Origin of the sequence: Moorella glycerini (assembly GCF_009735625.1) — a bacterium.
GTDB classification, from domain to species: domain Bacteria; phylum Bacillota; class DSM-521; order Neomoorellales; family Neomoorellaceae; genus Neomoorella; species Neomoorella glycerini.
This window is the reverse complement of record NZ_CP046244.1, coordinates 2927620-2950003: the sequence shown is the minus strand read 5'-3', so window position 1 is coordinate 2950003 and position 22384 is coordinate 2927620. Positions and strand designations below refer to the sequence as shown.

Here is a 22384-nt window from a genome sequence, read left to right as displayed (position 1 = left end):
GCTTGGAGCCTGCTTATACAGCTAACTGGAGCTAGAAGTTCTGTATTAAGCCAACGCTTTATATAGGTACCGGAAAGCTGGATACCACGGGCTGTGCTGCCCAAATCGTAATTTGACCTGCCGGGCGTGGTGAACCAGCCGGGACGCTATGGTAATCAGGTTTTGTATAACGGTACGCAGCCGCCGGCGTTGAGCTTTCTTATTGCGCAGCGGTACCTCCTTTAGCGGGAGGCTAAACTGCCCCAGAAGCCTTAGAATGTTGTAGGCGAAAACACCCAGGTGTAGCACCAGGTCATTGGTGGCAAACTTGCCGCTGGGCAGCCGTTCCAGGTCTAAATCGTTTTTGATTTCACTGTGGAATTGCTCACTGGTGCCGTGGTCGTGGTAGAGGGTAATGATATCCTCCACCGGGTCGGGTAAAGTGGTCCAGTAGGTTTCGACCTCAATTTCCGGGACCAGGAGAAGCTGGCCGTTTCGTAATATCGTCCGCTCGGTGACCTTATACACCAGACGGACAGGGGTGTCAGCACCCTCGATTTTCACCATCTGGTGCCCCCGATAGACGGTTTTTCCCTCCCGTTCTAGGGTGGCGGTACCATTTTCCTTGGCAATGGCCAGCCAGGCCTCCGGCGTTTCCTTGCGCAGGTTACGCTTAATGATAAAATCGGCTTTGATTTCCGGGTCCAAACAGACCTGGAGATTATCCTGGCTGTCATTACCGCCATCCATCCGTACTAAAAGTGGCAGCGAAGTGATAGCGCGAGCAAAGGTTAGAGCTTGTCGCAGGAACTCCGGCGTCCCTTTTTGGCAATGCTGTTTCCCGGCCCGCAGTTCGGTATGGACGCAGTAGCCTTCCCTACCGAGGTAGGCGAAGATAGGCGCATAACCGTCGTAGCCCTTATAGGTCCTGGAAACACCCTCTTTCTTGGAATTTGAATTATCAAAGGGAGTAACATCAATATCCAAAGGGACATATTGGCGCTTTAGTTCCCTGGAACCCAGGGTAACAGGAGTTACCGGTGCCTTAAGTTTCTTAAGGAACCTGGCCGTTTCCTCGAGGATAATCTCCTGGTAGGGTACACTATGAGCTATCATATCCAGGCGCTGGCGCAGGGTAGGGCTTGAAGGCACATCCTGAATACCCAGCGCCGCAGCGAAGAAGGGGTCATCCCGAAAAAGCTCAATATGGTCAAAATCACTGCGACCCTGGCAAAGCAGGCCCACGTAAGAGGTGATAACATCCCCGTGAGAAATATCCGGAGAAGAAACACCAGGTATCCGGGTCTTATTTAGCCTGAGTTTCAGAGCAGTATGATCAATGATTTCCCCCACCAGAGCCAGTCCGGCAACGGGGGTAAGGTGTTCATCAGACTGTTCAATGATGAATTTCATGGCCGCACCTCGCAGGTGAACATGGATTCGTTTGCCATCCAGCCTATTATACCTTATTTTTCGCGAGGTTTTGAGCCATATCCAGATATTTTGTTATTGGGTTGTCACGGATTCAGGCGTGAGTTAAATATACCTGTGGGCGTCCGCAAGATAGTCCTGGCCGGTAATCCCAATGTCGGTAAATCGGTCTTCTTCAACGCCTTCACCGGCCTGTACGTGGATGTTTCCAACTTTCCCGGCACCACCCTGGAAATCAGCCATGCCCGGGTAGGAAATGACTTTATTTTGGACACGCCCGGTGTCTATGGCGTTTCTTCCTTTAATGAAGAAGAAAGAGTAGCCCGGGACGTCATCCTGGCAGCCGACATCGTCATCAACGTCGTTGATGCCGTCCACCTGGACCGCGACCTTTTCCTCACCCAGCAGATCATTGATATGGGTATTCCCATGGTAGTCGCCCTGAACATGATCGATGAAGCGGCCCGCCAGGGGATCAAGATCGATGTTGAAAAACTGGAAGAGTTGCTGGGGGTACCGGTTATCCCCACGGTAGCGATAAAAAAGCAGGGGTTGGAGGAAGTCAAACAGGCCGTTGCCCGCGCCCGCCAAGGCCATAGCCTGCCCGAGCTGGCGGAAATGTTGCCCCTGCTGGAAAAGAAGACCCGCAACCGGGCTGAAGCTTTACTTATCCTGGAAGGTGACCCTTTTGTCGCCGCCCGCCACCGGGTAAAACCCATGGACAGGCAGGAAGAAATCTACCTGGCCCGGCGGCGCCGGGTTGATGCCATAGTAGCGGCAGTGGTCCAGGAAACTAACGCCGGGGCTTCCTGGAGCACCCGCCTCAGCCGCTGGATGATGCTGCCCCTCACGGGTATCCCCCTGCTGGCTTTAACCCTGTGGATACTCTATGAATTTATTGGCGTCTTTGTGGCTCAGACAGTGGTGGGCATCACGGAAGAGGGCATCATGCAGGGCTATTATGAACCCTTTATCCGTAACCTTATCGGTTCCTGGCTACCACCATCTTCCATCCCGGGCACCCTTTTAATAGGTGAATTTGGCATCCTTACCATGACGGTAACTTACATCCTGGGCCTGTTGCTTCCCCTGGTCCTGGGATTTTACCTGGGGCTCTCGGCCCTGGAGGACTCCGGTTACCTGCCCCGGATAGCCGTCCTGGTGGACCGGATGCTCATGCGCCTGGGGTTAAATGGCCGCGGTATTATCCCCATTATCCTGGGCTTTGGCTGTGTCACCGCGGCTACCATTACCACTCGTTTGCTGGCCAGTCAAAGGGAACGCCGCATTGCCACCTTCTTGCTGGCCATGGCCATACCCTGTTCAGCCCAGCTGGCGGTAATCACCAGCATGCTGGGACGCCTGGGACCCGGCTATACCTTCCTGTATGTCATTCTGGTGGCCAGTATTTTAGTTCTTGCCGGGACGGCCTTAAACTGGCTTTTACCCGGAAAAGCCAGCGATCTTTTAATTGACGTGCCGCCCCTACGGTTGCCCCAGCCGGTTAATGTCCTGAAAAAGACGGCTACCAGGACCAGGAACTTTATCCAGGAAGCTAGCCCCTTATTTGCCGGCGGTGCCCTCCTCATCGGTATTTTGCAGGTTACCGGCCTTTTAGACACTTTGCAAAATTGGCTTTCGCCCCTTACCGTCAACTGGCTGCAGCTTCCTAAAGAAACGGCCACCGCCTTCATCATGGGTTTTGTCCGCCGGGATTTCGGGGCTGCCGGTCTTTATAGCCTCCCCCTGACACCGGCCCAGTCCCTGGTAGCCCTGGTGACCATCACCATCTTTGTCCCCTGTATTGCCTCGGCCCTGGTAATCTTTAAAGAGCGCGGCTGGCGGGAAGGGATCATTATCTGGCCGACTATCCTCTTCCTGGCCTTCCTGATCGGCGGGATAATATCCCGGATTTTGATTTAAGCCAGCCGGTAAGGAGGAAAGAGATATGGTAACAAGTTGCTCCCAGAAATGCCCCCGCTGCGGCTACCCTGCTAGTGACCCCCGGCAGGTACGTTGCCCCCGCTGCCGGACCCTGCTCATCGGCACCTGTCAGGGTCACTGCCAGGGTTGCTTCTTAAAGGGCCGGCAAGCCAAAAAGAAGGCCACATAAATTTAAGATTGCGAATATATACCATCCCCCTTGCGTCTGCCGCCGAATGGTTCTATAATAAGGTCGAACGGTAGATTTTTAGCCCCGAATGGTTATTACGGACAGCCGGGATGAGTAAGGGGGAGGAGCTAAAATGCAAAAATTCCTGTTTGAAGTGCCGGTAGGCGTATCCGGACGGCATGTGCATCTCACCAGGGAACATCTCCAGGCTCTCTTTGGACCAGGCTATGAACTAACGAAAGTAAGGGATCTGGGCCAACCGGGTGAATTTGCTGCCAAAGAAACAGTTACCGTAATAGGGCCCAAGGGTGTACTGGAAAAAGTCCGGATCATCGGTCCCCTTCGTTCTTACAGCCAGGTGGAATTATCCCGGACCGATTGTTTTAAACTTGGTGTTAACCCTCCCGTTCGTGACTCAGGTGATCATGAAGGTTCTCCCGGATGTGTCCTCGTCGGGCCAGCAGGGGTGGTTACCCTTAACCAGGGCGTCATCATTGCCCTGCGCCACATTCATATGCCCACTAATGATGCCAGGCGTTACGGCCTGAAGGATAAGGATATGGTAAATGTCCAGGTAGGTAGCGAACGCGGCCTGATTTTCCAGAACGTCCTGGTACGGGTCCATCCCAATTATCGCCTGGAGTTCCATATCGATACCGACGAAGCCAACGCCTGCCTGTTAAATAATGACGATATCGTCCAGGTGCTGGCACCCGCAGCAGAAAAAGTCCTGACCATGGCCGGTTAATACCAGCTTGGTATAAATGTCGCGTTAAACCATCGTTCGCAAAGCTCCTCTAATGGAGCTTTTATTTTTTACGGGACTGGCAGGCCAGCGGCAGGATCTTTAGCGCGTAAAAGCGAAATAATAATCGTAGAAGGAGGTGCGGTCAGTTATGAAGATTCCAGTTTGTGACCGCTGCAAAGCCAGGAACGTCGAGGGCATTATCTGTCACCATTGCGATACTGCCTATTGTTACGACTGCCTGGAAACAAATCCCCCTGACATGCGCATCTGTCCCACCTGCGGCCAGTTCCTATGCAACGAATGTTATGAGGGCATGATTGAGTGTGACCTTACCACCCGGAAATAACCCGCCCCAAGCGGGTTTTTTATTTCTTTCCCTTGACATTGCTACCTAAAGCAAACTAAAATTAAAACATAGTGAAAACCCTTTTCATCATTTAAAAATAAATGCCAGCTATCTTAATGGCGACCGGTAGCATATCTAGTGGCAAAGGAGACCATTCATATGGCCAGAGAAAAAGTCAACGGTGAAGAGAGCAAGACCGTCCAGGCAGTTGAAAGGGCTTTAGCCATTATGGATGCCCTGGCCGAAGCCGGTGTACCCATGGCCATCAGCGACCTGGCCGATAAGGTCCAGTTAAATATAAGTACGGTCCACCGCCTCCTCGGCACCCTCACTGTCAAAGGTTACGTCGAGCAGGAACCGGAAACTAGCCGTTACAAACTGGGCCTAAAACTCTTTGCCATGGGGAAAACCGCCCTTTATGCCCAGGACCTGCAAACCATCGGCCGGCCCTTCCTGGAAGAACTGGTACGGCGCTGCAATGAAACGGCCAACCTGGCCATCCTCGACGGCCGGGACGTGGTTTACATCGATCAGGTGGAATCCAACAATATCGTCATTGTCCGCATGTTTGCCAGGGTGGGCAGCCGTGGCCCGGCCCACGCCACCGGTTCCGGTAAAATGCTCCTCAGTTCATTAAGTGATGACGAGCTGGATAAGCTTTTCGCCGGCGTCCAGCTGGAGCAGTATACGAGTGAAACAATCACCGATGTAGCCATCCTGAAAAAGGAACTACAGCGTATCCGGCGCCAGGGTTATGCCATTGACCTGGGGGAAAGGGATGAAAATGTCCGCTGCGTGGCTGCGCCCATCCGTAACCATGAAGGTAAGGTGGTGGCCGCCATCAGCGTCTCCGGGCCCGATACCAGGATTACCAATTATTATTTAAATAATGAGCTGGTGGATATCGTCCTTAGCGTAGCCCGGGAGATGTCCAAACGTTTAGGATACGCGGGTGAAGATTTAAAATGAAATTTGCTTCCAATAATTAAATAGGGTTTAATCCAGCGCCGGTAATGTATACAAGATTCCAGGCGCTTTATTTTTTTCACATAGTGAAAAATCCTTTCGTTGACAAGTATAATCCCCCTAACTAAAATTAAATCCAGGGGCTGCGAAAATGGCTTTCACCATATGATAATGGACTATCGCTACGGTGGAAGCAAAAATTTATTAGAAGCGGGGGATTAAAAGAGATGATCCAGTGGCCAAAACAAAATGATGTCCTGGGAACCGTTAATCGCGGCAATCCGGCAGAATCAGGTTTATGTACATTGTGCCGGGCAGATTGCCAGGGGAAATGCGAAACATGGATGTCCAGCATGGTGGGGCGCAAGCTCCTCTATCCCCGGGATTTCGGTACTGTTACCGCGGGAAGCTCAAACACGACCCATGTAGGAATTTCTTATAACTCCTTGAGGATCCAGGGATACAACTACGGCGCTTATGGCCTGGCACCGGGCCTCTCTAACAATGCTGACGACTGTATTTTCCCCAATGTAAACGTCGAGACGGCATTTGGCAGCGAGGTAAAAACTAAAGCCCGGGCGCCGATCATGACCGGGGCATTGGGCTCTACCTTCATTGCTGCTAAATACTGGGATTCTTTTGCCATCGGTGCCGCCCTGGTGGGAATCCCCATCGTCATTGGCGAAAACGTCGTGGGGATTGACCGGGAAGCCGTGATTGAAAATGGCAGGATTATTAAGGCCCCGGAACTTGACCGGCGAATTCAGACGTACTTAAAATATTATGATGGGTATGGTGCCATCATCGTCCAGATGAACGTGGAAGACACCCGTAACGGTGTTGCCGAATACATCATTGAGAAGTACGGCGATCAGGTCATTTTGGAGCTGAAGTGGGGCCAGGGCGCCAAAGACATCGGCGGAGAAATTCAGGTTACCGATCTCGACTATGCTATCTTCTTGAAGAACAGGGGCTATGTGGTCGATCCGGATCCGACCATTCCTGAAGTGCAAGAAGCCTTTAAGAACGGGGCCATCAAATCATTTGCCCGTCACAGCCGCTTAGGCTACACGGATCTCACCAGCTTTGCCCAGGTAAGAGAAAACTTTATGAGTGCCATTAAATACCTCCGTGGACTGGGCTACAAGCGGATTACCTTAAAGACCGGTTCCTATGGAATGGAAGCCCTGGCTATGGCCATCAAGCTCGCTACCGAGGCGAAACTTGATTTGCTTACCGTGGACGGCTCAGGCGGCGGTACCGGTATGAGCCCGTGGAACATGATGGAAACCTGGGGCGTCCCCTCCATTCTGCTTCATGCTAAAGCCTATGAATATGCCAGCCTGTTGGCTGCCAGGGGTAAGAAAGTTGTCGATATGGCCTTTGGAGGCGGATTGGCCAGGGAAGACCATATCTTCAAAGCTTTAGCTTTGGGGGCGCCCTACGTTAAACTGGTATGTATGGGTCGAGCCTTAATGATTCCGGGCTTTGTCGGGTCCAACATTGAAGGGGTACTCCATCCTGAAAGACGCGCAAAAGTCAACGGTAACTGGGATAGTCTACCCAAGACTGTGGCCGAATTAGGTACGAAAGCTGAAGAGATTTTTGCCGGCTACTATAATGTTCAAAAGAAAGTCGGCGCTGAAGAGATGAAGAATATTCCTTACGGTGCCATTGCCTTCTGGACACTAGCCGACAAGCTGACGGCAGGATTACAGCAATTAATGGCTGGCGCCCGCAAATTCTCCCTGGACCAGATCACCAGGAATGATATCGCTTCCGCTAACCGGGAAACCGAAGCCGAAACCGGCATTCCCTTTATCACTGATGTTCAGGACGAATTTGCCAGAAAGATCCTGCTAAGTTAACATGAAAATAGCCTTCCAACCATTTTATTGACGCTTGTGCCTAGCAGGCAGGAAGGGTTAATTTAAAAAATTGCCATGTTTGGGCTGTACGATCAGAGTTGCGTTTCTTTTTAACTCCTGATGCAGCCCGGGTAAGCGGGCTTCCTTATGTCAGGGATGCCGATGCCGAAGAAGTCGAACGTATCTTAGAAGGTTAATCTTCGCCAGGGGGGAGTCGCGCATGCCAGTGACCAGGGTTAATAAAATGAGGGGCGTCCAGGCCGTTGACCGGGCCCTGGCCATCCTGGAAACTCTGGCCCGGGAAGGCTCCCCCATGATGCTCTCGGCTATCAGTGCAGAACTCCGGCTGAATATAAGCACTGTCCACAGGTTGTTAAATGCCCTGGCGGCCCATGGTCTGGTTGAGCAGGAACCTTACCAGGGCCGTTACCGTTTGGGGATCAAGGCCTTTGAGATTGGCAACCGCGCCCTCTACAGCCTGGACATCCGGGCCATAGCCCGGCCGGCATTACACCAGCTGGTAGACGATTTTAATGAAACGGCCAACCTGGCTATCCTGGATAAATACGAAGTCGTTTATATTGACCAGGTCGAGTCCAGTAACATCATCAAGATGCTGGCGCGACCGGGTACCCGCGCCCCGGCTTACTGTACCGGCGCAGGGAAAGTCCTCCTGGCCTACTTAAGTGAAAACCAGTTAAACATGTTCCTCCAGGAAGTTCCTCTCTTCCCCTATACGGCCACCACAATCATCGATCCTCTCCAGCTGCGGGAAGAATTGCAAAAAATCCGCCGGCAGGGCTTTGCCCTGGATCACGGGGAGAGGGAAGAAGGGGTTCGTTGCGTTGCTGCCCCAGTATTTGACCATGAAAATAAAGTTATAGCCGCCGTTAGTGTTGCAGGTCCCGCCAACCGGATGCCGCCAGAGTTGATGGCCGGTAAACTGGCCACCGCTGTTGTTCAGGTTGCCCTTCAAATTGGCCGGCATTTAGGTTATCAATACCGTTAAATTTTAATTAAGGTTTATTGCTGGAGGTATTTTACAGGCTTAATTGGGTAATACTAACATCAAATCTGAAATTATCCAGAGGAGGGTTTGATGTTAGTGGAAATTTATCGTGCCCGCCGGTTTAACCGTAACGCCAGAGGTGAGTTAAGCGTATCCAGTAATGGTATCCGGCTCCGCGGCGCTGCTTTCCAGCATTTACGCGGCAGTCAATACATTATGATTGGCGTTGACGGTAAAAAGTTAATCTTAAAGAAGAGCGAGGACCCGGCCAATTTAAAATTAAGGCTCGCGGCCCAGGGTAAAATCGGGGAAATAGGAGGCAAACACCTCACCCAGTGGCTGCTGGAACGGGGCTTTCACAAAGGCCAGTATCAAGTCCAGGTGGATGCAGACCAGCTTGTTGTCAATCAGGAGTTAGCTTAAAGTTAGCTTGTAAAAGGACCCGCAAGGGTCCTTTTCCCTGACTTTATCAGTTGAATCCCTAGAACCCGCATAAAACCTAGAAAAATAGAAAACAAGACGCGCATTTTGCCACTACAACCGGTCCTGCCAGCGGGCAGCAAACTCCTCTACACGGGTAATGTTTCCCGGCGGTGCAATCCGCATTAGGCGCAGGATCTTTTTGCTCAACTCTGTACTCTGGGTCTTGATAAAGAACACCTCTCCTTTGATCTCTACCTCGGCAAAGTTGAGGGAGTTTAACGCTTCCCGGATTTCTGCCGGCGAGGCATTTTCCACCGCTTGCCGGAGCTTGAATTCCAGAGTGCGTTCGAGAAGAAAGGCGAGGAAGCAAATTACAAAGTGTCCTTTAATCCGCCTTTCGGTCCAGTGAAAAACCGGCCGGACTTTCAGGGTGCTTTTCATGACGCGAAAAGATTCTTCAATCCGCCACAGGTTATGGTAAGCATCCAGGATGTCTTTGGCACTCATTTCTTTCTCGCTGGTCTGGATGCCGTAGTAGCCGTCAAATTGTTTGTCCCGGGCAATGGCTTCTTCGTCCAGTATCCACGTGCCCGTACAGTCTATTTCTTTGAGGTATTTCTTGCCGCCACGTTTGTTGCTGGCCTGGATTTTGGCCTTGCTTTCTAAAAGGGTTTGGGCTTTCTCGATTAACCTTTCCCGGTCGGCCCGGTCTTTTTCCGCCCGCCGGCTGGAGTAGGTGACGATCAGTTTTTCGGGTAATTTGTATTTTTTCCCTTCAGCGGTGAATTCGTTTATGTACTCGATAACCTTGTAGCGAAGGACTTCTCCTTCATCGTCCTTTATCTCCTGGTAGCCATTTTCGTCCAATATCATATCGGTAATCTCTTTTTTCATGCTCTTGATGCGGGCGGCAAAGATGTAGCTGTAGCCCCGTTCCACTATGCGTTTTAAGTTAAGCTTGCTGTTGATCCCCCGGTCGGCGACGATGATCACCCGGCGCAGGCCAAAACGTTTTTCCAGCTTTTCTAAGGCCGTCTCCAGGGTCTTGCCGTCAAAGGTATTGCCGGGGAAAAGCTCATAGCCAATGGGCCGCCCCTCGCAATCAATAAGCAGGCCCAATACCACCTGGACTTCGTTGAACTTACCGTCTTTACTGAAGCCGAAATCGCGTAAAGTGTCGGCTTCGACGCTGGCAAAGGAAAAGGTCGTTACATCATAAAAAACCACATCCACCTGCATGTTAAAAAGGTGGCGGTTCTTTTGGAACATCTCCTCCTCCAACAACTCTTTATACTCGCAGAGTAAATCCAAGGAGCGGTAGAGGTGGTTTAAGGCTACGTCGGGTAAACTGGCATAACGGTGCTGGTAGTTGTAGGTACCTAATTTACTCCTGGGTTCAAGGAGGTGCTGGATAGCCATAAGAAAACTGGCGTCGCTTAATTCGAATTGTACCTTACGTTTGGCACTGATCTTCTTTAAAAGTTTGGGTAGCTCAAATTGGTTCCAGATCTTCTGGTAGACCACATAGCCCCAGTTCTTGATCTGCGCCTCGGAAAAGCTGGCTAAACTGGTCACCTCCCTGGCCTTGGACAATTCTAAGAGGCGCTTACCAAGTCTTTGAAAGCTGGGGTTGTTTTCAATCTCGTCCAGGCGACCGAGATTGAGGAGGACCTTGTGTTTAACAGCTCCATTTTCCCGGTAAGATTGGACTAGCTGGACGTACTGGTGGTTTTTGGTTTTAGTTATTTTGATGAACATGCTTAAATGATACCACTAACATTGCCTATTGTCTAGATAATATTTGGTATTTCACAATATTAGTTGCCACTACGTTTTTCGCTTTTTGGGCTATTTTTAACGCCCAAAGCTAGATTTTATCTGGGTTCTTGAATCAGTAAAATGTCGCAACTGATAAACTCAGGAGCGAGGACCCGGCCAATTTAAAATTAAGGCTCGCGGCCCAGGGTAAAATCGGGGAAATAGGAGGCAAACACCTCACCCAGTGGCTGCTGGAACGGGGCTTTCACAAAGGCCAGTATCAAGTCCAGGTGGATGCAGACCAGCTTGTTGTCAATCAGGAGTTAGCTTAAAGTTAGCTTGTAAAAGGACCCGCAAGGGTCCTTTTCTTATGTTCATGTTCAGGAAAAGAAAGATTAAGTACCAAAAAGGAAAACGGCCATTAACGGCGAATATGGTATACCATAAATAAGTTGGGAAAGGGGAGCCAGGCGATGGCTGAAATTTTTGATCATAAAGCCAGCGATTATGACGACTGGTACAAGCGCCCCCTGGGGGTCCTGGTCGACCGCGTGGAAAAAAAACCCGTTTATGCTTATTTAGAGCCCCGGGCCGGGGAACATATCCTGGATGTCGGCTGTGGTACGGGGAATTTTTCCTTAGAACTGGCTCGCCTGGGGGTCAAGGTGACCGGCATAGACATTTCCGAGCCCATGCTGGCCACCGCCCGGTGGAAGGCGGCTGCAGCCGGGCTGGAGATTGAATTTCTCCACGCCGACGCCATGAATCTACCCTTTGCCGATAATACCTTTGATAAGATAGTTTCAGTTACGGCCCTGGAATTCGCGCCGGATTTAAAGGCCGTCCTCGCTGAGAGTTACCGGGTTTTAAAACCCGGCGGCCGCATGGTCATCGGCCTCATCGGCGGCAACAGCCTCTGGAGTCGCCACTACGAGGCCCGGGCCGCCCGGGAACCGGACTGCCTCTTCCGGTACGCTAAATTTTATACCCTGCCTGAACTCCTGGCCGCCATGCCCGGAAAAGACGTTAAAGGTAAAGCCGTCCTCTTCTTCGGCCCCGACTTTGATGGCACGAAAGTAGAAGAGGCCCTGGCCATCGAAGCTGCCGCCGCCCGGGAAGGCCGCACCGATGGCGGTTTTATTGTAGCGGTGAGTTATAAAGAAAGCTAGTTGATCACCAGCTCCCTCTGGGGAACAATACCTTTACTATCCGCAGCCGGCACAATGTCCAGGGCTGCCAGGCCGGCATCGGGATAGGCACTCTCGCCATGCTGGGAGAGATCCAGGCCAGCCTCATCGTCTTCGGCCGTTACCCTTAAGGGTGTCAGCAGGCTGACCACCTTCAGGATGCCGTAGGTTACCACAGCCACAAAGGCCCAGGCAACAACTACGTCTACCCTGGGCTGGCTGGCGGTGGAATGGCTGCTCCACGGCAAGCCTACAGCCCTGGGGGCGGCCAGCGGCGCGGTAGCCGGCCTGGTGGCCATTACCCCGGCGGCAGGTTTTGTATCCACGGCATGACCGTTACCCATGTTGTCGGTTGCGGCCAGCAGCAGAGTAAAACTGAAGTTTACCGGGGCACCACTTATACCATTGACCTGCTGCCCAAGGTCAAGGTGGAAATTGTCCTCGAGGATAAGTATGTTGACGAAGTAGTCGCCATTATCACCCGCCAGGCCCGTACCGGTAACATCGGCGATGGCAAGATTTTTATCTACCCAATCGAGGATGCCATCAGGATCCGGACCGGTGAACGGGGACCAGAAGCCATTTAATTTCTTCTTGACACATTTATCCTGGCATGATATTAATTTAATAGTAAAATTGCATAACTGCCTCACGGCTTATCGAGAGCAGGTGGAGGGAAGGCCCCGATGAAACCCGGCAACCCCGGTACTTTGCCGGAAGGTGCTAAATGCCGCAGGAAGACCCTGAGAGATAAGTTGATGGCTATTCAACCTCTTCTTATACTTTCGGGAAGGGGTTTTTTATTTTTCATGACAGCGTTTTAGAGAAACCGGCATAGTTCAGGGAGGGAACAGCAGTGGCAGTGGAAAAGTCCCTGGCTGAAATCAACGCCAGGATAAAAAGCGGCAAGGTTGTAGTCCTGACAGCCGAAGAGGTCATTCCCCTGGTCCGGGAAAAGGGCGTCCGGCAGGCGGCAGCTGAAGTTGACGTCGTGACTACCGGCACCTTTGGTACCATGTGCTCATCGGGCGCCTATTTCAATTTCGGCCATACCAAACCCAGGATGAAAATGAGCAAGGTATGGTTAAATAATGTCCAGGCCTACGCCGGCCTGGCCGCCGTTGATGCCTTTTTGGGAGCCACCGAGGTCCCGGATAATGATCCTTTGAACAGCATCCACCCCGGGGAATTTCGCTACGGCGGCGGCCATGTCATCCATGACCTGGTAGCCCGGAAACCGGTAAGCTTAAGGGCCATTGCCTACGGTACCGATTGTTACCCGCGCCGGGAAATCAATACCGTCATTACCATTGATGACCTGAACCAGGCCGTCCTTTTTAACCCCCGTAACGCTTACCAGAATTATAATGTTGCCGTCAATCTATCCGACCGGACGATATATACTTATATGGGTGTTTTAAAACCTCATATGGGGAATGCCAATTACTCCACCTCCGGGCAGCTAAGTCCGCTCCTGAAAGATCCTTACTTGCGGACCATCGGCATCGGTACCAGGATATTCCTGGGCGGCAGTACTGGCTATGTGGTCTGGCAGGGTACGCAACATTGCCCCGGCCTGACGCCCCTGCCGGAAGGTGGCCAGCTTGTATCCGGCGGTACCCTGGCGGTGATCGGTGACCTCAAACAGATGCGCCCGGAGTGGCTGGTCGGCGTTTCCTTCCTGGGCTACGGCGCTTCCCTTACGGTAGGCCTGGGTATACCCATCCCCATCCTCAACGAAGAAATCATGTACTGGGCCTCCCGCAGCGATGAAGAAATCTACGCCCCGGTAGTTGATTATGGCCTGGACTACCCGGCAGGTAATCCTCAACCCCTGGGTTATGTAACTTACGCCCAGCTAAAGTCAGGGACCATTAACTTGCAGGGACGGGAAGTACCCACGGCGCCCCTATCGAGCTATCCCCGGGCACGGCAGATCGCTGCAATCTTGAAAGATTGGATTCGCGCAGGCGGTTTCCTCCTCAGTAAGCCGGTAGCCCTGTTACCTTCTATTAATGAAGCTACGCCTTTAAAATCCTTGCAGGAAAAAGAAGCCTGAGCACCTGATTCTGAGAAAGGAGGGTGGGGAAATTGTCCCCCAAACGGGTAGTCCTCCGTTTCATGGCCGAGACGGCCGATAAACCCATCATCTACCAGCTAATTCGTAACTATGACCTGGTGGTCAATATCCTCAAAGCCCACATCAATCCCCACAAAGAAGGGATGATGGTTCTGGAAATCCAGGGCGAACCGGAACAGTATACCCGCGGCCTGGAATACCTGCGCTCCCTGGGTGTTACCATCCAGCCCTTGAGCCAGGATGTCCACCGCAATGAAACCGTCTGCACCCATTGCGGTGCCTGCATTAGTGTCTGCCCCTCCGGCGCTCTATACCTGGAACGCCCGGATATGACCGTTAACTTTGATGAAGATAAATGCGTCGTCTGCCTGATGTGCGTCAAGGCCTGCCCTTATAAGGCCATGGAGGTCCGTTTCTAAAGTTGGCCTACGAAGAGAGAAGCTACCGCCGGCTTTTTGCCCAGGAAGACCTGGTCCATTTCCAGGTGGCCTATAAAGAAACCGACCTGGACATCGGCATCCCTAAAGCGCAGTTTAAACCGGAACTGGTCAGGCAGGCGGAAGAGATCATTCGCCATTATCGCTGGCAACTGGAGGCCTATCTCGCCCGGGACCCTGTTTTTGCCCGTACCCTGGTACCCCATGATGTACCGGAGGAAGCCCCGCCTATAGCCAGGGAAATGGCGGCCGCAGCCAGTCTGGCTGGCGTTGGACCCATGGCGGCGGTAGCCGGGGCCATGGCCCAGTATGTTGCCACCGACCTTGTAGGGCCAGGGGGAGAAATCATTGTGGAAAACGGCGGCGATATTTATTTAAACAGCAGCCGTTCCCGGCTCATCGGCATTTTTGCCGGCGCTTCACCCTTCAGCCACCGCCTGGCCTTAAAGGTTGAGCCGCGAATGTGCCCTTTAGGCATCTGCACCTCTTCCGGCACCGTCGGCCCTTCTTTGAGTTTTGGGCGGGCCGATGCGGCCGTTATCCTGGCCACTTCCGCAGCCCTGGCCGACGCCGTGGCCACAGCTGCCGGTAATACCGTCCAGGAACCCGCTGATGTGGAAAAGGCTGCCCGCCTGGCCGCAAACATTCCCGGTGTCCTGGGGGCGGTAATCATTGCCGGTGATAAACTGGCGGCCTGGGGTCAGGTAGATCTGGTTCGTATTGAAGGACGGGTATAGTTGTTAATTAAAATACGGAGATTTTGGAGCCGACCTGGCCTTGACTTTAGCTGTAATCCGTAATATAATAACTTTTGCAGTTGTTAAGCGCCCGTAGCTCAGGTGGATAGAGTAACGGAATCCGAGTCCGGAGGCCGCAGGTTCGAATCCTGCCGGGCGCGCCATCTATGCGCCAGTAGCTCAGTTGGTAGAGCAGCTGACTCTTAATCAGCGGGTCGTGGGTTCGAAGCCTACCTGGCGCACCAGGAATATCAAGCTCCCTGGCTTCCTGCCAGGGACTTTTTTATGCCGGTCACCGGGGCGGCTGCCGCAATGGTCTTAAAGAAGTTATAGTGGCGTAATCGCTCTTGCCAAGTTTTAATATTTTTTGTTTACAACGCTGGTGATTTATACTTACTTTTAAGCCTTCCACTCCTGTGGAGGGTTTTTCTTTATCCCAGTAGCGCCTCCGTTTTCTAGCAGTTTTATTTAGCAATCGCCCGTTATTAAGTCCATACTAACGCAAGGGTAAATTCCCAGCAAAAACTATAACTATATTTCATGCTAATAATGAGAGGATTTTATGTTTATTCGTTGAAAAAGATAGTAGGAAGTATTGGCCTTCAAGTGGATCAAAAACGGCCATTATAAAATCGCTGCAGGGGAGAAGCCATAAAAAATAAAGAGAAGGGAAAAAGACGATGGCCGTACTTACACCCGGAAACGCCAGGCCAATCCTGCGCGCCCGCAATTTATGGAAGTCATTCGGACACATCGTGGCCCTGCGGGGAGTAAACCTCGATGTATTCGAGGGCGAGGTTCTGGCCCTGATGGGGGACAACGGTGCTGGCAAGTCGACCCTGATCAAGATTTTATCCGGGGTTTACAAACCTGATAAAGGCGAAATTTACATAGCCGGGAGGCTTTTTAAGCAACTGACTCCAGCGCAGGCTTTAAAGAACGGTATTACAACAGTATATCAAGATCTGGCTCTTGTCGACTGCCGCGATATTTGCAGCAATGTCTTCCTGGGCCGGGAACCGACGCGGGCCGGTTTTCTAATTGACAAGAAAAAGATGGAAATTGAAACAGCTTCACTTCTGAAAAGGTTAAAGGTAAATATCCCTGTAATAAATGTTCTCGCCGGCAGCCTGTCAGGTGGCCAGCGTCAGGCTTTAGCTATAGCCAGGGCCATCCATAAGGGTGGTCGGGTTATGATTCTTGATGAGCCGACGGCGGCTATGGGCCTTCAAGAAACAAAACAGGTGTTGGCCTTAATTAATACCCTCAGGGAGCAAGGTTATGCCGTAATTTTAATCAGCCATAACCTTCAGCAGGTGTTTTCTATTGCTGATCGCATCTGTGTCCTCCGACACGGTGAATCTGTGGGGCATTTTATTGTTCGTGACACCAGTCCCGATGAGATAGTAAAACTAATAACAGGAACGTAAAATAAGTCGCAAACAGTTAGATCGGGGATGTGATTTAAGCTCCATGGCGCGGGTTAAGCCGCACGTCTGGTTGCAGATAAACTCGGTGCAGACAATCCTATTTGGGCTATTATTGCTGTTGGTAATTACTTTATCCTTGTCCTCTCCTTTTTTCTGGCGATGGGAAAACTTGAGAAATATATTGGACCAAAGTACCCTTAATATTATCCTTGGCGTTGGTATGACATTAATAATCTCTTCCGGCGGCATTGATCTTTCGGCAGGGGCTATAGTTGCTTTAAGTGGTGTAGTTATGGCTGTTGCCATGCATTTCTGGTTCCTTTCGGTAGCTGCTTCCATTATTATGGGGATGGCCGTAGGGTTAATAGTTGGATTAATTAATGGGTCCCTTATAGCGCTATCCCGTTTAAACCCATTTATTGTTACCCTGGCTTCAATGTCCGCTATCCGGGGTCTGACCTTAATTATTACCAAAGGCATCCCTATTTCCAGCTTTCCGGAAGGCTTTACATGGTTCGGGAGCGGAGAGGTGGGCATATTCCCTGTTCCTGTTGTTATTGCTGCGCTGGTCGCCATCCTGGGTGCTTTTGTCCTGTACAATACGAAGCTAGGTTATTATACTCTGGCCCTGGGTGGCAATGAAGAAGCCCTGCGTTTATGCGGAGTTTCCACAGTAACTTTTAAAATTATTGTATATATGCTTGGGGCTCTTACCGCGGCTTTAGCAGGGTTAGTGCTGACCGCAAGGCTTAACAGTGCCGATCCTACGGCTGGATATATGATGGAACTAGATGCTATTGCCACGGTAGTTCTCGGAGGAACTAGCATAAAAGGCGGCAGGGGGAGTATAGGGGGTACTGTGCTTGCAGGTCTCCTTTTGGCGGTATTACATAACGGGCTGACCATTCATGGAATTGCCTCCTACTATCAACAGTTAACAACAGGTGTGATTATCCTCGCAACTGTCCTCGTAACTGAATTAAAATCCCGGACAAGTGGTGATTAAATCTTTATGACCATGATGCAAGGAAAAAAGGTGCGGCATACCAGGAAGGCTTTGATCGAAACTGCCTTGCTGGGTCAGGGTTTACCATCCCTCACCAATGACTATATTTTACGAGAATGGAGACATAGCACCTCCATAGCTCTGGTGTGGCTGGAAAATGGGCGGATTACTTTCGGTAACATTAAGGAGTTTCTGCAGCTTAGGGGTAATCCAGATATGGAGCGCATCGATGCCAGCAACCTTTCGGTGGCCATAAGAGAAAGGGTTAGTGGCTATATGACCGCCGCGGCAGTAATGAGGGTTGCGGCTCAAACAGGAAACTTTATTGTAGTTACTGCCGGTATGGGAGGAATTAGAGGAAAAATTTTATCTAATGATCTGGTAACCTTGAGCCAGATGCCCATTGTCCTGGTAGCCAGTTCTCCTAAAGATACATTGGATTTGCCAGCCACCCTGGGCTACCTGCGAGGGCAAGGAGTGTGTTTAATTGGTAATGGTACCGATCAGTGCAACGGTTTTCTGTTCATAAAAGAAAGTTTTCCCTTGGACGGGGTTTATTGCGGCCAAAAGGTTGAGGAGCTCATTAAGAATGGCCCATGTCTGATCTTAAACCCCCTGCCTCTTTGCTTGCGTTTCACCGATGGTACCATCCTGGCTAATGCTACAGCGCAGGGGGAAGCGGCAGCCAGGCAAATGCGTCAATTTCACCCGGCCGTAAACGCTGCCCTTGACCGCCTTACCGGAGGCAAAGCTTCCATATTGCAGCTGCGTTCTCTGATGGACAACATCGATCTGGCACTTAGCTTACACTGAGAAGTTTAGTGAGAGGGATAGGAGATTACCTGCATATGGAGTTTAAAGATCGCATGACCCCGTTGGAGCGCATGACAGCCTTTAAGCAAGGTTTACCGGTAGACCGTATACCCTGCAGTCCCAGTATTTCGGAGCACGTCTGCCGGCTGATAGGTGTTTCGGTGGCCCGTTACTGTCATTCCTCGCGCTTGATGGCAGAGGCCCATATAATTGCCTTTAAAATTTATCAATATGATTCCGTCGGTGTAGGGCCTAATTTTTATGGGTTGGCAGAGGCAATGGGAGCCAGACTACGGTTTCCAGACAATGACCGTCCCCAGCTGGCGGAACCGGCCATCCGCTCTTATAGTGAAATCAGCCATCTGGAACCAGTTGATGCTGAACATGCCGGCCGGCTCCCCCTTTATTTGGAAGCACTGGAAATCATCAATGAAAGTATAGGTCACCAGGTCCCGGTAGGTACAGGAATAGGTGGCCCTTTTACCACGGCTGCTTTTCTAAGAGGGGTCGAGGATTTTCTTAAAGACTTACGTAGAAACCCCGAGTTCGTCCACAGCCTGTTACAGTTGACTACCCGAAGCATCATCAACTACATAGAAGCAGCCAGAAAAAGGGGCTTTTCCTGCAGTATAGGTGACCCGCTGGCTTCGGCCAGCGTTATTAGCCCCCGCCATTTCCGGGAATTTGTTAAGCCCTACCTGACCAAGATCGCCGCCTGGGTCAAGGCGGCATGTGGTAGCGGACCTTCACTGCATATCTGTGGTGATACCAGGGCTATCTGGGCAGACATGGTCGACACGGGCGTAAGTGCCATCAGTCTGGATAACCAGGTGAGTCTGGAGGAAGCTAAAAGGGCTGTGGGGACAAGGGTGGCCCTCAAAGGTAACGTGGCACCGGTGGAAGTTCTTCTACACGGAACAAGGGATGAAGTCCTCGCTGCAGCGAAGGAATGTATACGCCAGGCTTTTGACAACCCCAAGGGCTTTATCCTGGGCTCGGGGTGTTCCGTTGCTTTAAACACGCCCCCTGACAATATTCTGGCCCTTATGGAGGCGGCACGAATCTACGGCAGGATGCCGATTGATCCCGAGAGGCTGAATTAACGGGTAAATATTTACCAAAGTAAACTTTTAAGATTGGAGAACCGGAGCAGATGAAACCCAGTATGCTGGCATCCTTTGATGGCTTACGTGAGCAAAACCTGATGGCGCTGAAGGAGGCTAAGGAAAATGGTGCCAAGGTAGTGGGCATATATTGCACCTATGGTCCCCGGGAGCTGGTGCTGGCTGCGGGGGCTATTCCTGTGGGGCTTTGTGGTACCAGGCAGGAACCCATTCAAGCAGCAGAAAAGGACCTGCCTCACAACCTTTGCCCTTTGATTAAGTCATCATATGGATTTGCTGTAAGTGATACCTGCCCTTATTTTCACCTTTCGGATATGGTCGTCGGAGAAACGACCTGTGACGGTAAAAAAAAGATGTTCGAACTCATGGGCAGGTTTAAGCCGCTGCATGTAATGCACCTCCCCCAGGTAGCTGACCAGCCCGCTTCCATACAACTTTTATACGGAGAAATGATAAGGCTTAAAAAGGCCCTGGAACAGTTTTTACAAGTCGAGATAACAGAGCAATCGCTACGCGAGGCCATTCATGTGATTAATGAGGGTAACCGGGCCTTAAAAGCTCTTTTTGATCTCAACATGATACGCCCGGCAATGATTTCTGGTATGGATCTGGTCACGGTAAGCTGGCAGCTCGGTTTTCACATTGACAGGTGGGAACGTATCAAACTACTCGACCGTATGGTAGATGAGATCAAAAGCCTAGCTGCCCGGGGTTATTGTGTAGGGGATTCAGAGACACCCCGGATTTTACTTACCGGCACGCCGGTTGGCGTGGGGAGTGAAAAAGTGGTCGCCTTGGTCGAAGAGTGCGGTGGGCTGGTGGTGGCTATGGAAAACTGTAGCGGTTACAAGACAGTCGGTTTAAAGATAGATGAAAGCGACCAGCGCGACCCTCTCCTGCTTCTCGCTGAAAAATATCTTAAAATACCATGTTCAATAATGTCCCCTAACGGGAGAAGGTTAGAACTCCTCCGACAGATGGTGAGAGACTTCCAGGTTGATGGTGTAATAGATTTAACCTGGCGAGCCTGTCATACCTACAATATAGAGTCCTATTTTGTGGCAGATTTAATCAAAAACCATTTTGGGCTGCCGTTTTTGCAATTGGAAACAGACTACTCTACTTTAGATCGGGAAAACCTGCGTGTCAGGATAGGCGCCTTTATCGAAATGGTTATTGAGAATAATTTCAGGAGGAAAAAATATGGCGAGGGATGAGCAGATTTACTTTCAGACGCGGGAAGTTCTTAAGGAACTTATTACCCCTGGCACTTATAACCCGGGTGCCATCCTCGTGGTTTCGTGCAGCATCAGCCGCGTTGAAGGACGCCGTGAAGATACCACCGGCGACCCTCACCTGGCCGCAGTTATCTGCCGGGCTATCTGGGAATTTTGTCCCCCCGAAATACAGATAGCTGTACAATGCTGCGAGCACTTGAATCGGGCATTGATAGTTGAGCGGGAATTAATGGTGGAAAAAGGGCTGGTAGAGGTAAGTGTTATTCCCGTCCCGGAAGCGGGGGGAACCTTTGCCGCTGTTGCTTACCAACATTTTTTTAAGAATCCGGTAGTGGTAGAGAGTATTACAGCGGATTTGGGCATTGACATTGGCTTAACGATGATCGGAATGCATTTGAAACCGGTAGTGAAGCCGCTCCTCCTGGCTAATGAATATATTGGTGGTGCCCGGATAGTTGCAGCGCGTACGCGCCCTAAGCTGATTGGGGGCGCGCGTGCTAAATACCCGGGGCAGTGAAAACTAAAACAGGCAAAGCTAGGGTGGATTGGTACTGGATGAAAGTACTAGGGCTGGGTACTGCCGCAATGGATATTGTCTTGCAATGTGAAAGTTTACCCCGGGAAGACGGCTTTGCTTTTGTCCATTATGAGAGCCTCTTTCCGGGAGGAAGCTGCGCCAACGTGCTGGTAGCCCTGGCCAGGATGGGAGTGGACACCAGCCTGGTAGCTAAAATTGGCGACGACAAATACGGAGAAGCCTTCCGGGAAGATATAGTCAGGTCAGGTGTATGCGCCAGATACCTCTTTACCCGTCCCGGCGGCATTACCCTTCACACCTTCGTAACGCTGGCTCCAAATGGTGCGCGGGCTATTTTCTGCCACCTGGGCGATAGCTTGTTAGACCTGGCGGAAGATGAGGTAGTTCCCGAAATGTTACAGGGAGTAAAGGTCTTTTATACAGACATGTTCCCCGGCCGGCCTGCCCTTAAATTGGCCCGTCTCAGCCGCGAGCTGGGCGTTAGAGTCTTCTTCAACCTGGAGTGCGCCCCCTCCTTTATGCAACTATGCCGGGTAACCATGGCAGAAATTGAGGAGATGATCTCTCTTTGCGATCTGCTTTGCATGTCCCGGGAGGGACTCTTTGAACTCACAGGAGTTGAGGACCCGCAGGTTGCCGGCCAGACGCTCTACCAGCGTTACCGGCCCACTGAAGGAATAGTTTCTACCTGTGGCACCCAAGGAGCAATTTGGTGGTTGGGAGATAAGACAAGCATATTTGCCCCGGCTTTTAACATCCAAGCTATTGATACAACAGGAGCGGGGGATGCGTTTATTGCAGGGCTAATATATGCCTATTTCTGCCAGGAGATGGGGCGACAACGGGCGCTGGAATTTGCTAACGCTTGCGGGGCAATCAAGTGCACCCAGCTGGGTGCCCGCTTCAAGGCCAGTTTAGAGGAGGTGAATTCTTTTCTAACCAGGAATAATCAATAAAACAATAAAATGGGGGCCTTAAAGAAGGGCCGCCAACAGGTATACTTGTTTGGTGATAAATATATTCAAAAAGAGAGGGTGGAGACTTTAAGTATGCGGAAGTTCTTGGCATTCGCGTTAGTATTTGTCCTATTGATAGGTATAGCGGGTTGTTCAGGCAAAGGGGGAACTGCGAATAACAACCCCCAAACCACCAA

22 protein-coding genes, 2 tRNA genes, 2 pseudogenes and 1 riboswitch are annotated in these 22384 nt (G+C 51.2%); of the genes and pseudogenes, 23 read left to right on the top strand and 3 right to left on the bottom strand.

Annotated features, from left to right (window positions below; all coding sequences use genetic code 11):
* Nucleotides 1-45: 45 nt before the first annotated feature.
* Nucleotides 46-1392 (bottom strand): IS1380 family transposase, encoded by a 1347-nt coding sequence (locus MGLY_RS14755; protein WP_156271486.1) that lies wholly within the window; start codon nucleotides 1390-1392, stop codon nucleotides 46-48.
* A gap of 135 nt (nucleotides 1393-1527) precedes the next feature.
* On the opposite strand from MGLY_RS14755, the gene feoB reads away from it, so the two are divergent.
* From feoB to MGLY_RS14715, 8 genes are all read left to right on the top strand, one after another.
* Entirely contained in the window at nucleotides 1528-3333 is a 1806-nt protein-coding gene (gene feoB / locus MGLY_RS14750) for a ferrous iron transport protein B (protein WP_246187349.1), read from the top strand.
* A 25-nt stretch (nucleotides 3334-3358) separates the two neighbouring features.
* The gene (locus MGLY_RS14745) at nucleotides 3359-3523 is read left to right on the top strand and encodes a hypothetical protein (protein WP_156275060.1); all 165 of its coding nucleotides are present in this window, start codon (nucleotides 3359-3361) and stop codon (nucleotides 3521-3523) included.
* Nucleotides 3524-3656: 133 nt separating this feature from the next.
* Nucleotides 3657-4271, top strand: coding sequence for a phosphate propanoyltransferase (gene pduL, locus MGLY_RS14740; RefSeq protein WP_156275058.1), 615 nt, complete (start codon nucleotides 3657-3659; stop codon nucleotides 4269-4271).
* A 148-nt stretch (nucleotides 4272-4419) separates the two neighbouring features.
* Nucleotides 4420-4617, top strand: coding sequence for a hypothetical protein (locus tag MGLY_RS14735; RefSeq protein ID WP_054935882.1), 198 nt, complete (start codon nucleotides 4420-4422; stop codon nucleotides 4615-4617).
* Nucleotides 4618-4776: 159 nt separating this feature from the next.
* Nucleotides 4777-5586: an IclR family transcriptional regulator gene (locus MGLY_RS14730; RefSeq protein WP_156275056.1), complete on the top strand. Its 810-nt coding sequence runs from the start codon at nucleotides 4777-4779 to the stop codon at nucleotides 5584-5586.
* Nucleotides 5587-5810: 224 nt separating this feature from the next.
* Nucleotides 5811-7451 carry a glutamate synthase-related protein gene (locus tag MGLY_RS14725; protein ID WP_156275054.1) on the top strand — a complete coding sequence of 547 codons (1641 nt, stop codon included), beginning with the start codon at nucleotides 5811-5813 and terminating at the stop codon, nucleotides 7449-7451.
* 220 nt (nucleotides 7452-7671) lie between these two features.
* Nucleotides 7672-8460 (top strand): IclR family transcriptional regulator, encoded by a 789-nt coding sequence (locus MGLY_RS14720; RefSeq protein ID WP_156275052.1) that lies wholly within the window; start codon nucleotides 7672-7674, stop codon nucleotides 8458-8460.
* 90 nt (nucleotides 8461-8550) lie between these two features.
* Nucleotides 8551-8883, top strand: coding sequence for a hypothetical protein (locus MGLY_RS14715; protein WP_211661923.1), 333 nt, complete (start codon nucleotides 8551-8553; stop codon nucleotides 8881-8883).
* Nucleotides 8884-8994: 111 nt separating this feature from the next.
* Here MGLY_RS14715 and MGLY_RS14710 read toward each other — a convergent pair whose 3' ends face one another.
* Nucleotides 8995-10641 carry an IS1634 family transposase gene (locus MGLY_RS14710; RefSeq protein WP_156271558.1) on the bottom strand — a complete coding sequence of 549 codons (1647 nt, stop codon included), beginning with the start codon at nucleotides 10639-10641 and terminating at the stop codon, nucleotides 8995-8997.
* A 473-nt stretch (nucleotides 10642-11114) separates the two neighbouring features.
* Here MGLY_RS14710 and MGLY_RS14705 point away from each other — a divergent pair, with 473 nt between their 5' ends.
* The gene (locus tag MGLY_RS14705; RefSeq protein WP_156275050.1) at nucleotides 11115-11810 is read left to right on the top strand and encodes a class I SAM-dependent methyltransferase; all 696 of its coding nucleotides are present in this window, start codon (nucleotides 11115-11117) and stop codon (nucleotides 11808-11810) included.
* Here MGLY_RS14705 and MGLY_RS14700 read toward each other — a convergent pair.
* The gene (locus tag MGLY_RS14700; RefSeq protein ID WP_246187505.1) at nucleotides 11807-11980 is read right to left on the bottom strand and encodes a hypothetical protein; all 174 of its coding nucleotides are present in this window, start codon (nucleotides 11978-11980) and stop codon (nucleotides 11807-11809) included. The genes MGLY_RS14705 and MGLY_RS14700 overlap by 4 nt on opposite strands.
* Before the next feature lie 58 nt (nucleotides 11981-12038).
* Here MGLY_RS14700 and MGLY_RS17865 point away from each other — a divergent pair.
* From MGLY_RS17865 to MGLY_RS14635, 14 genes and pseudogenes are all read left to right on the top strand, one after another.
* Nucleotides 12039-12152: pseudogene (locus tag MGLY_RS17865) on the top strand (hypothetical protein); the annotation flags it as partial.
* Nucleotides 12137-12415, top strand: a pseudogene (locus MGLY_RS14695) (P-II family nitrogen regulator); the annotation flags it as partial. The pseudogenes MGLY_RS17865 and MGLY_RS14695, both read left to right, overlap by 16 nt.
* Nucleotides 12416-12481: 66 nt before the next feature.
* Nucleotides 12482-12585: riboswitch (SAM riboswitch) on the top strand.
* Nucleotides 12586-12684: 99 nt separating this feature from the next.
* Entirely contained in the window at nucleotides 12685-13887 is a 1203-nt protein-coding gene (locus MGLY_RS14690) for a homocysteine biosynthesis protein (protein WP_156275041.1), read from the top strand.
* A gap of 32 nt (nucleotides 13888-13919) precedes the next feature.
* Nucleotides 13920-14327: an NIL domain-containing protein gene (locus MGLY_RS14685; protein ID WP_156275039.1), complete on the top strand. Its 408-nt coding sequence runs from the start codon at nucleotides 13920-13922 to the stop codon at nucleotides 14325-14327.
* A 2-nt stretch (nucleotides 14328-14329) separates the two neighbouring features.
* Nucleotides 14330-15082, top strand: coding sequence for a UPF0280 family protein (locus MGLY_RS14680; RefSeq protein WP_156275037.1), 753 nt, complete (start codon nucleotides 14330-14332; stop codon nucleotides 15080-15082).
* An 87-nt stretch (nucleotides 15083-15169) separates the two neighbouring features.
* Nucleotides 15170-15246 (top strand) — tRNA-Arg (locus tag MGLY_RS14675).
* 5 nt (nucleotides 15247-15251) lie between these two features.
* Nucleotides 15252-15327, top strand: a tRNA-Lys gene (locus tag MGLY_RS14670).
* Between the two features lie 435 nt (nucleotides 15328-15762).
* Nucleotides 15763-16512 carry an ATP-binding cassette domain-containing protein gene (locus MGLY_RS14665; protein ID WP_156275035.1) on the top strand — a complete coding sequence of 250 codons (750 nt, stop codon included), beginning with the start codon at nucleotides 15763-15765 and terminating at the stop codon, nucleotides 16510-16512.
* An 85-nt stretch (nucleotides 16513-16597) separates the two neighbouring features.
* Nucleotides 16598-17518: an ABC transporter permease gene (locus tag MGLY_RS14660; protein WP_211661922.1), complete on the top strand. Its 921-nt coding sequence runs from the start codon at nucleotides 16598-16600 to the stop codon at nucleotides 17516-17518.
* A 6-nt stretch (nucleotides 17519-17524) separates the two neighbouring features.
* Nucleotides 17525-18331 (top strand): pseudouridine-5'-phosphate glycosidase, encoded by an 807-nt coding sequence (locus MGLY_RS14655; RefSeq protein ID WP_156275031.1) that lies wholly within the window; start codon nucleotides 17525-17527, stop codon nucleotides 18329-18331.
* Nucleotides 18332-18366: 35 nt separating this feature from the next.
* Complete coding sequence (locus MGLY_RS14650) at nucleotides 18367-19434, top strand: uroporphyrinogen decarboxylase family protein (RefSeq protein WP_211661920.1); 1068 nt, start codon at nucleotides 18367-18369, stop codon at nucleotides 19432-19434.
* Between the two features lie 50 nt (nucleotides 19435-19484).
* Entirely contained in the window at nucleotides 19485-20672 is a 1188-nt protein-coding gene (locus MGLY_RS14645) for a double-cubane-cluster-containing anaerobic reductase (protein ID WP_156275029.1), read from the top strand.
* Nucleotides 20659-21210: a TIGR01440 family protein gene (locus tag MGLY_RS14640; protein ID WP_156275027.1), complete on the top strand. Its 552-nt coding sequence runs from the start codon at nucleotides 20659-20661 to the stop codon at nucleotides 21208-21210. The genes MGLY_RS14645 and MGLY_RS14640 overlap by 14 nt, the downstream gene beginning before the upstream one ends.
* 38 nt (nucleotides 21211-21248) lie before the next feature.
* Nucleotides 21249-22187, top strand: a complete 939-nt coding sequence (locus tag MGLY_RS14635) for a carbohydrate kinase family protein (RefSeq protein ID WP_156275025.1) — start codon at nucleotides 21249-21251, stop codon at nucleotides 22185-22187.
* Nucleotides 22188-22384 lie beyond the last annotated feature (197 nt).

What these genes read in the sequence shown, in the direction of transcription:
- MGLY_RS14755 (WP_156271486.1), bottom strand. Translation starts at nt 1,392, where the DNA reads ATGAAATTCATCATTGAACAGTCTGATGAACACCTTACCCCCGTTGCC.
- MGLY_RS14745 (WP_156275060.1), top strand. Translation starts at nt 3,359, where the DNA reads ATGGTAACAAGTTGCTCCCAGAAATGCCCCCGCTGCGGCTACCCTGCT.
- pduL (WP_156275058.1), top strand. Translation starts at nt 3,657, where the DNA reads ATGCAAAAATTCCTGTTTGAAGTGCCGGTAGGCGTATCCGGACGGCAT.
- MGLY_RS14735 (WP_054935882.1), top strand. Translation starts at nt 4,420, where the DNA reads ATGAAGATTCCAGTTTGTGACCGCTGCAAAGCCAGGAACGTCGAGGGC.
- MGLY_RS14730 (WP_156275056.1), top strand. Translation starts at nt 4,777, where the DNA reads ATGGCCAGAGAAAAAGTCAACGGTGAAGAGAGCAAGACCGTCCAGGCA.
- MGLY_RS14725 (WP_156275054.1), top strand. Translation starts at nt 5,811, where the DNA reads ATGATCCAGTGGCCAAAACAAAATGATGTCCTGGGAACCGTTAATCGC.
- MGLY_RS14720 (WP_156275052.1), top strand. Translation starts at nt 7,672, where the DNA reads ATGCCAGTGACCAGGGTTAATAAAATGAGGGGCGTCCAGGCCGTTGAC.
- MGLY_RS14715 (WP_211661923.1), top strand. Translation starts at nt 8,551, where the DNA reads ATGTTAGTGGAAATTTATCGTGCCCGCCGGTTTAACCGTAACGCCAGA.
- MGLY_RS14710 (WP_156271558.1), bottom strand. Translation starts at nt 10,641, where the DNA reads ATGTTCATCAAAATAACTAAAACCAAAAACCACCAGTACGTCCAGCTA.
- MGLY_RS14705 (WP_156275050.1), top strand. Translation starts at nt 11,115, where the DNA reads ATGGCTGAAATTTTTGATCATAAAGCCAGCGATTATGACGACTGGTAC.
- MGLY_RS14665 (WP_156275035.1), top strand. Translation starts at nt 15,763, where the DNA reads ATGGCCGTACTTACACCCGGAAACGCCAGGCCAATCCTGCGCGCCCGC.
- MGLY_RS14655 (WP_156275031.1), top strand. Translation starts at nt 17,525, where the DNA reads ATGACCATGATGCAAGGAAAAAAGGTGCGGCATACCAGGAAGGCTTTG.
- MGLY_RS14650 (WP_211661920.1), top strand. Translation starts at nt 18,367, where the DNA reads ATGGAGTTTAAAGATCGCATGACCCCGTTGGAGCGCATGACAGCCTTT.
- MGLY_RS14645 (WP_156275029.1), top strand. Translation starts at nt 19,485, where the DNA reads ATGAAACCCAGTATGCTGGCATCCTTTGATGGCTTACGTGAGCAAAAC.
- MGLY_RS14640 (WP_156275027.1), top strand. Translation starts at nt 20,659, where the DNA reads ATGGCGAGGGATGAGCAGATTTACTTTCAGACGCGGGAAGTTCTTAAG.
- MGLY_RS14635 (WP_156275025.1), top strand. Translation starts at nt 21,249, where the DNA reads ATGAAAGTACTAGGGCTGGGTACTGCCGCAATGGATATTGTCTTGCAA.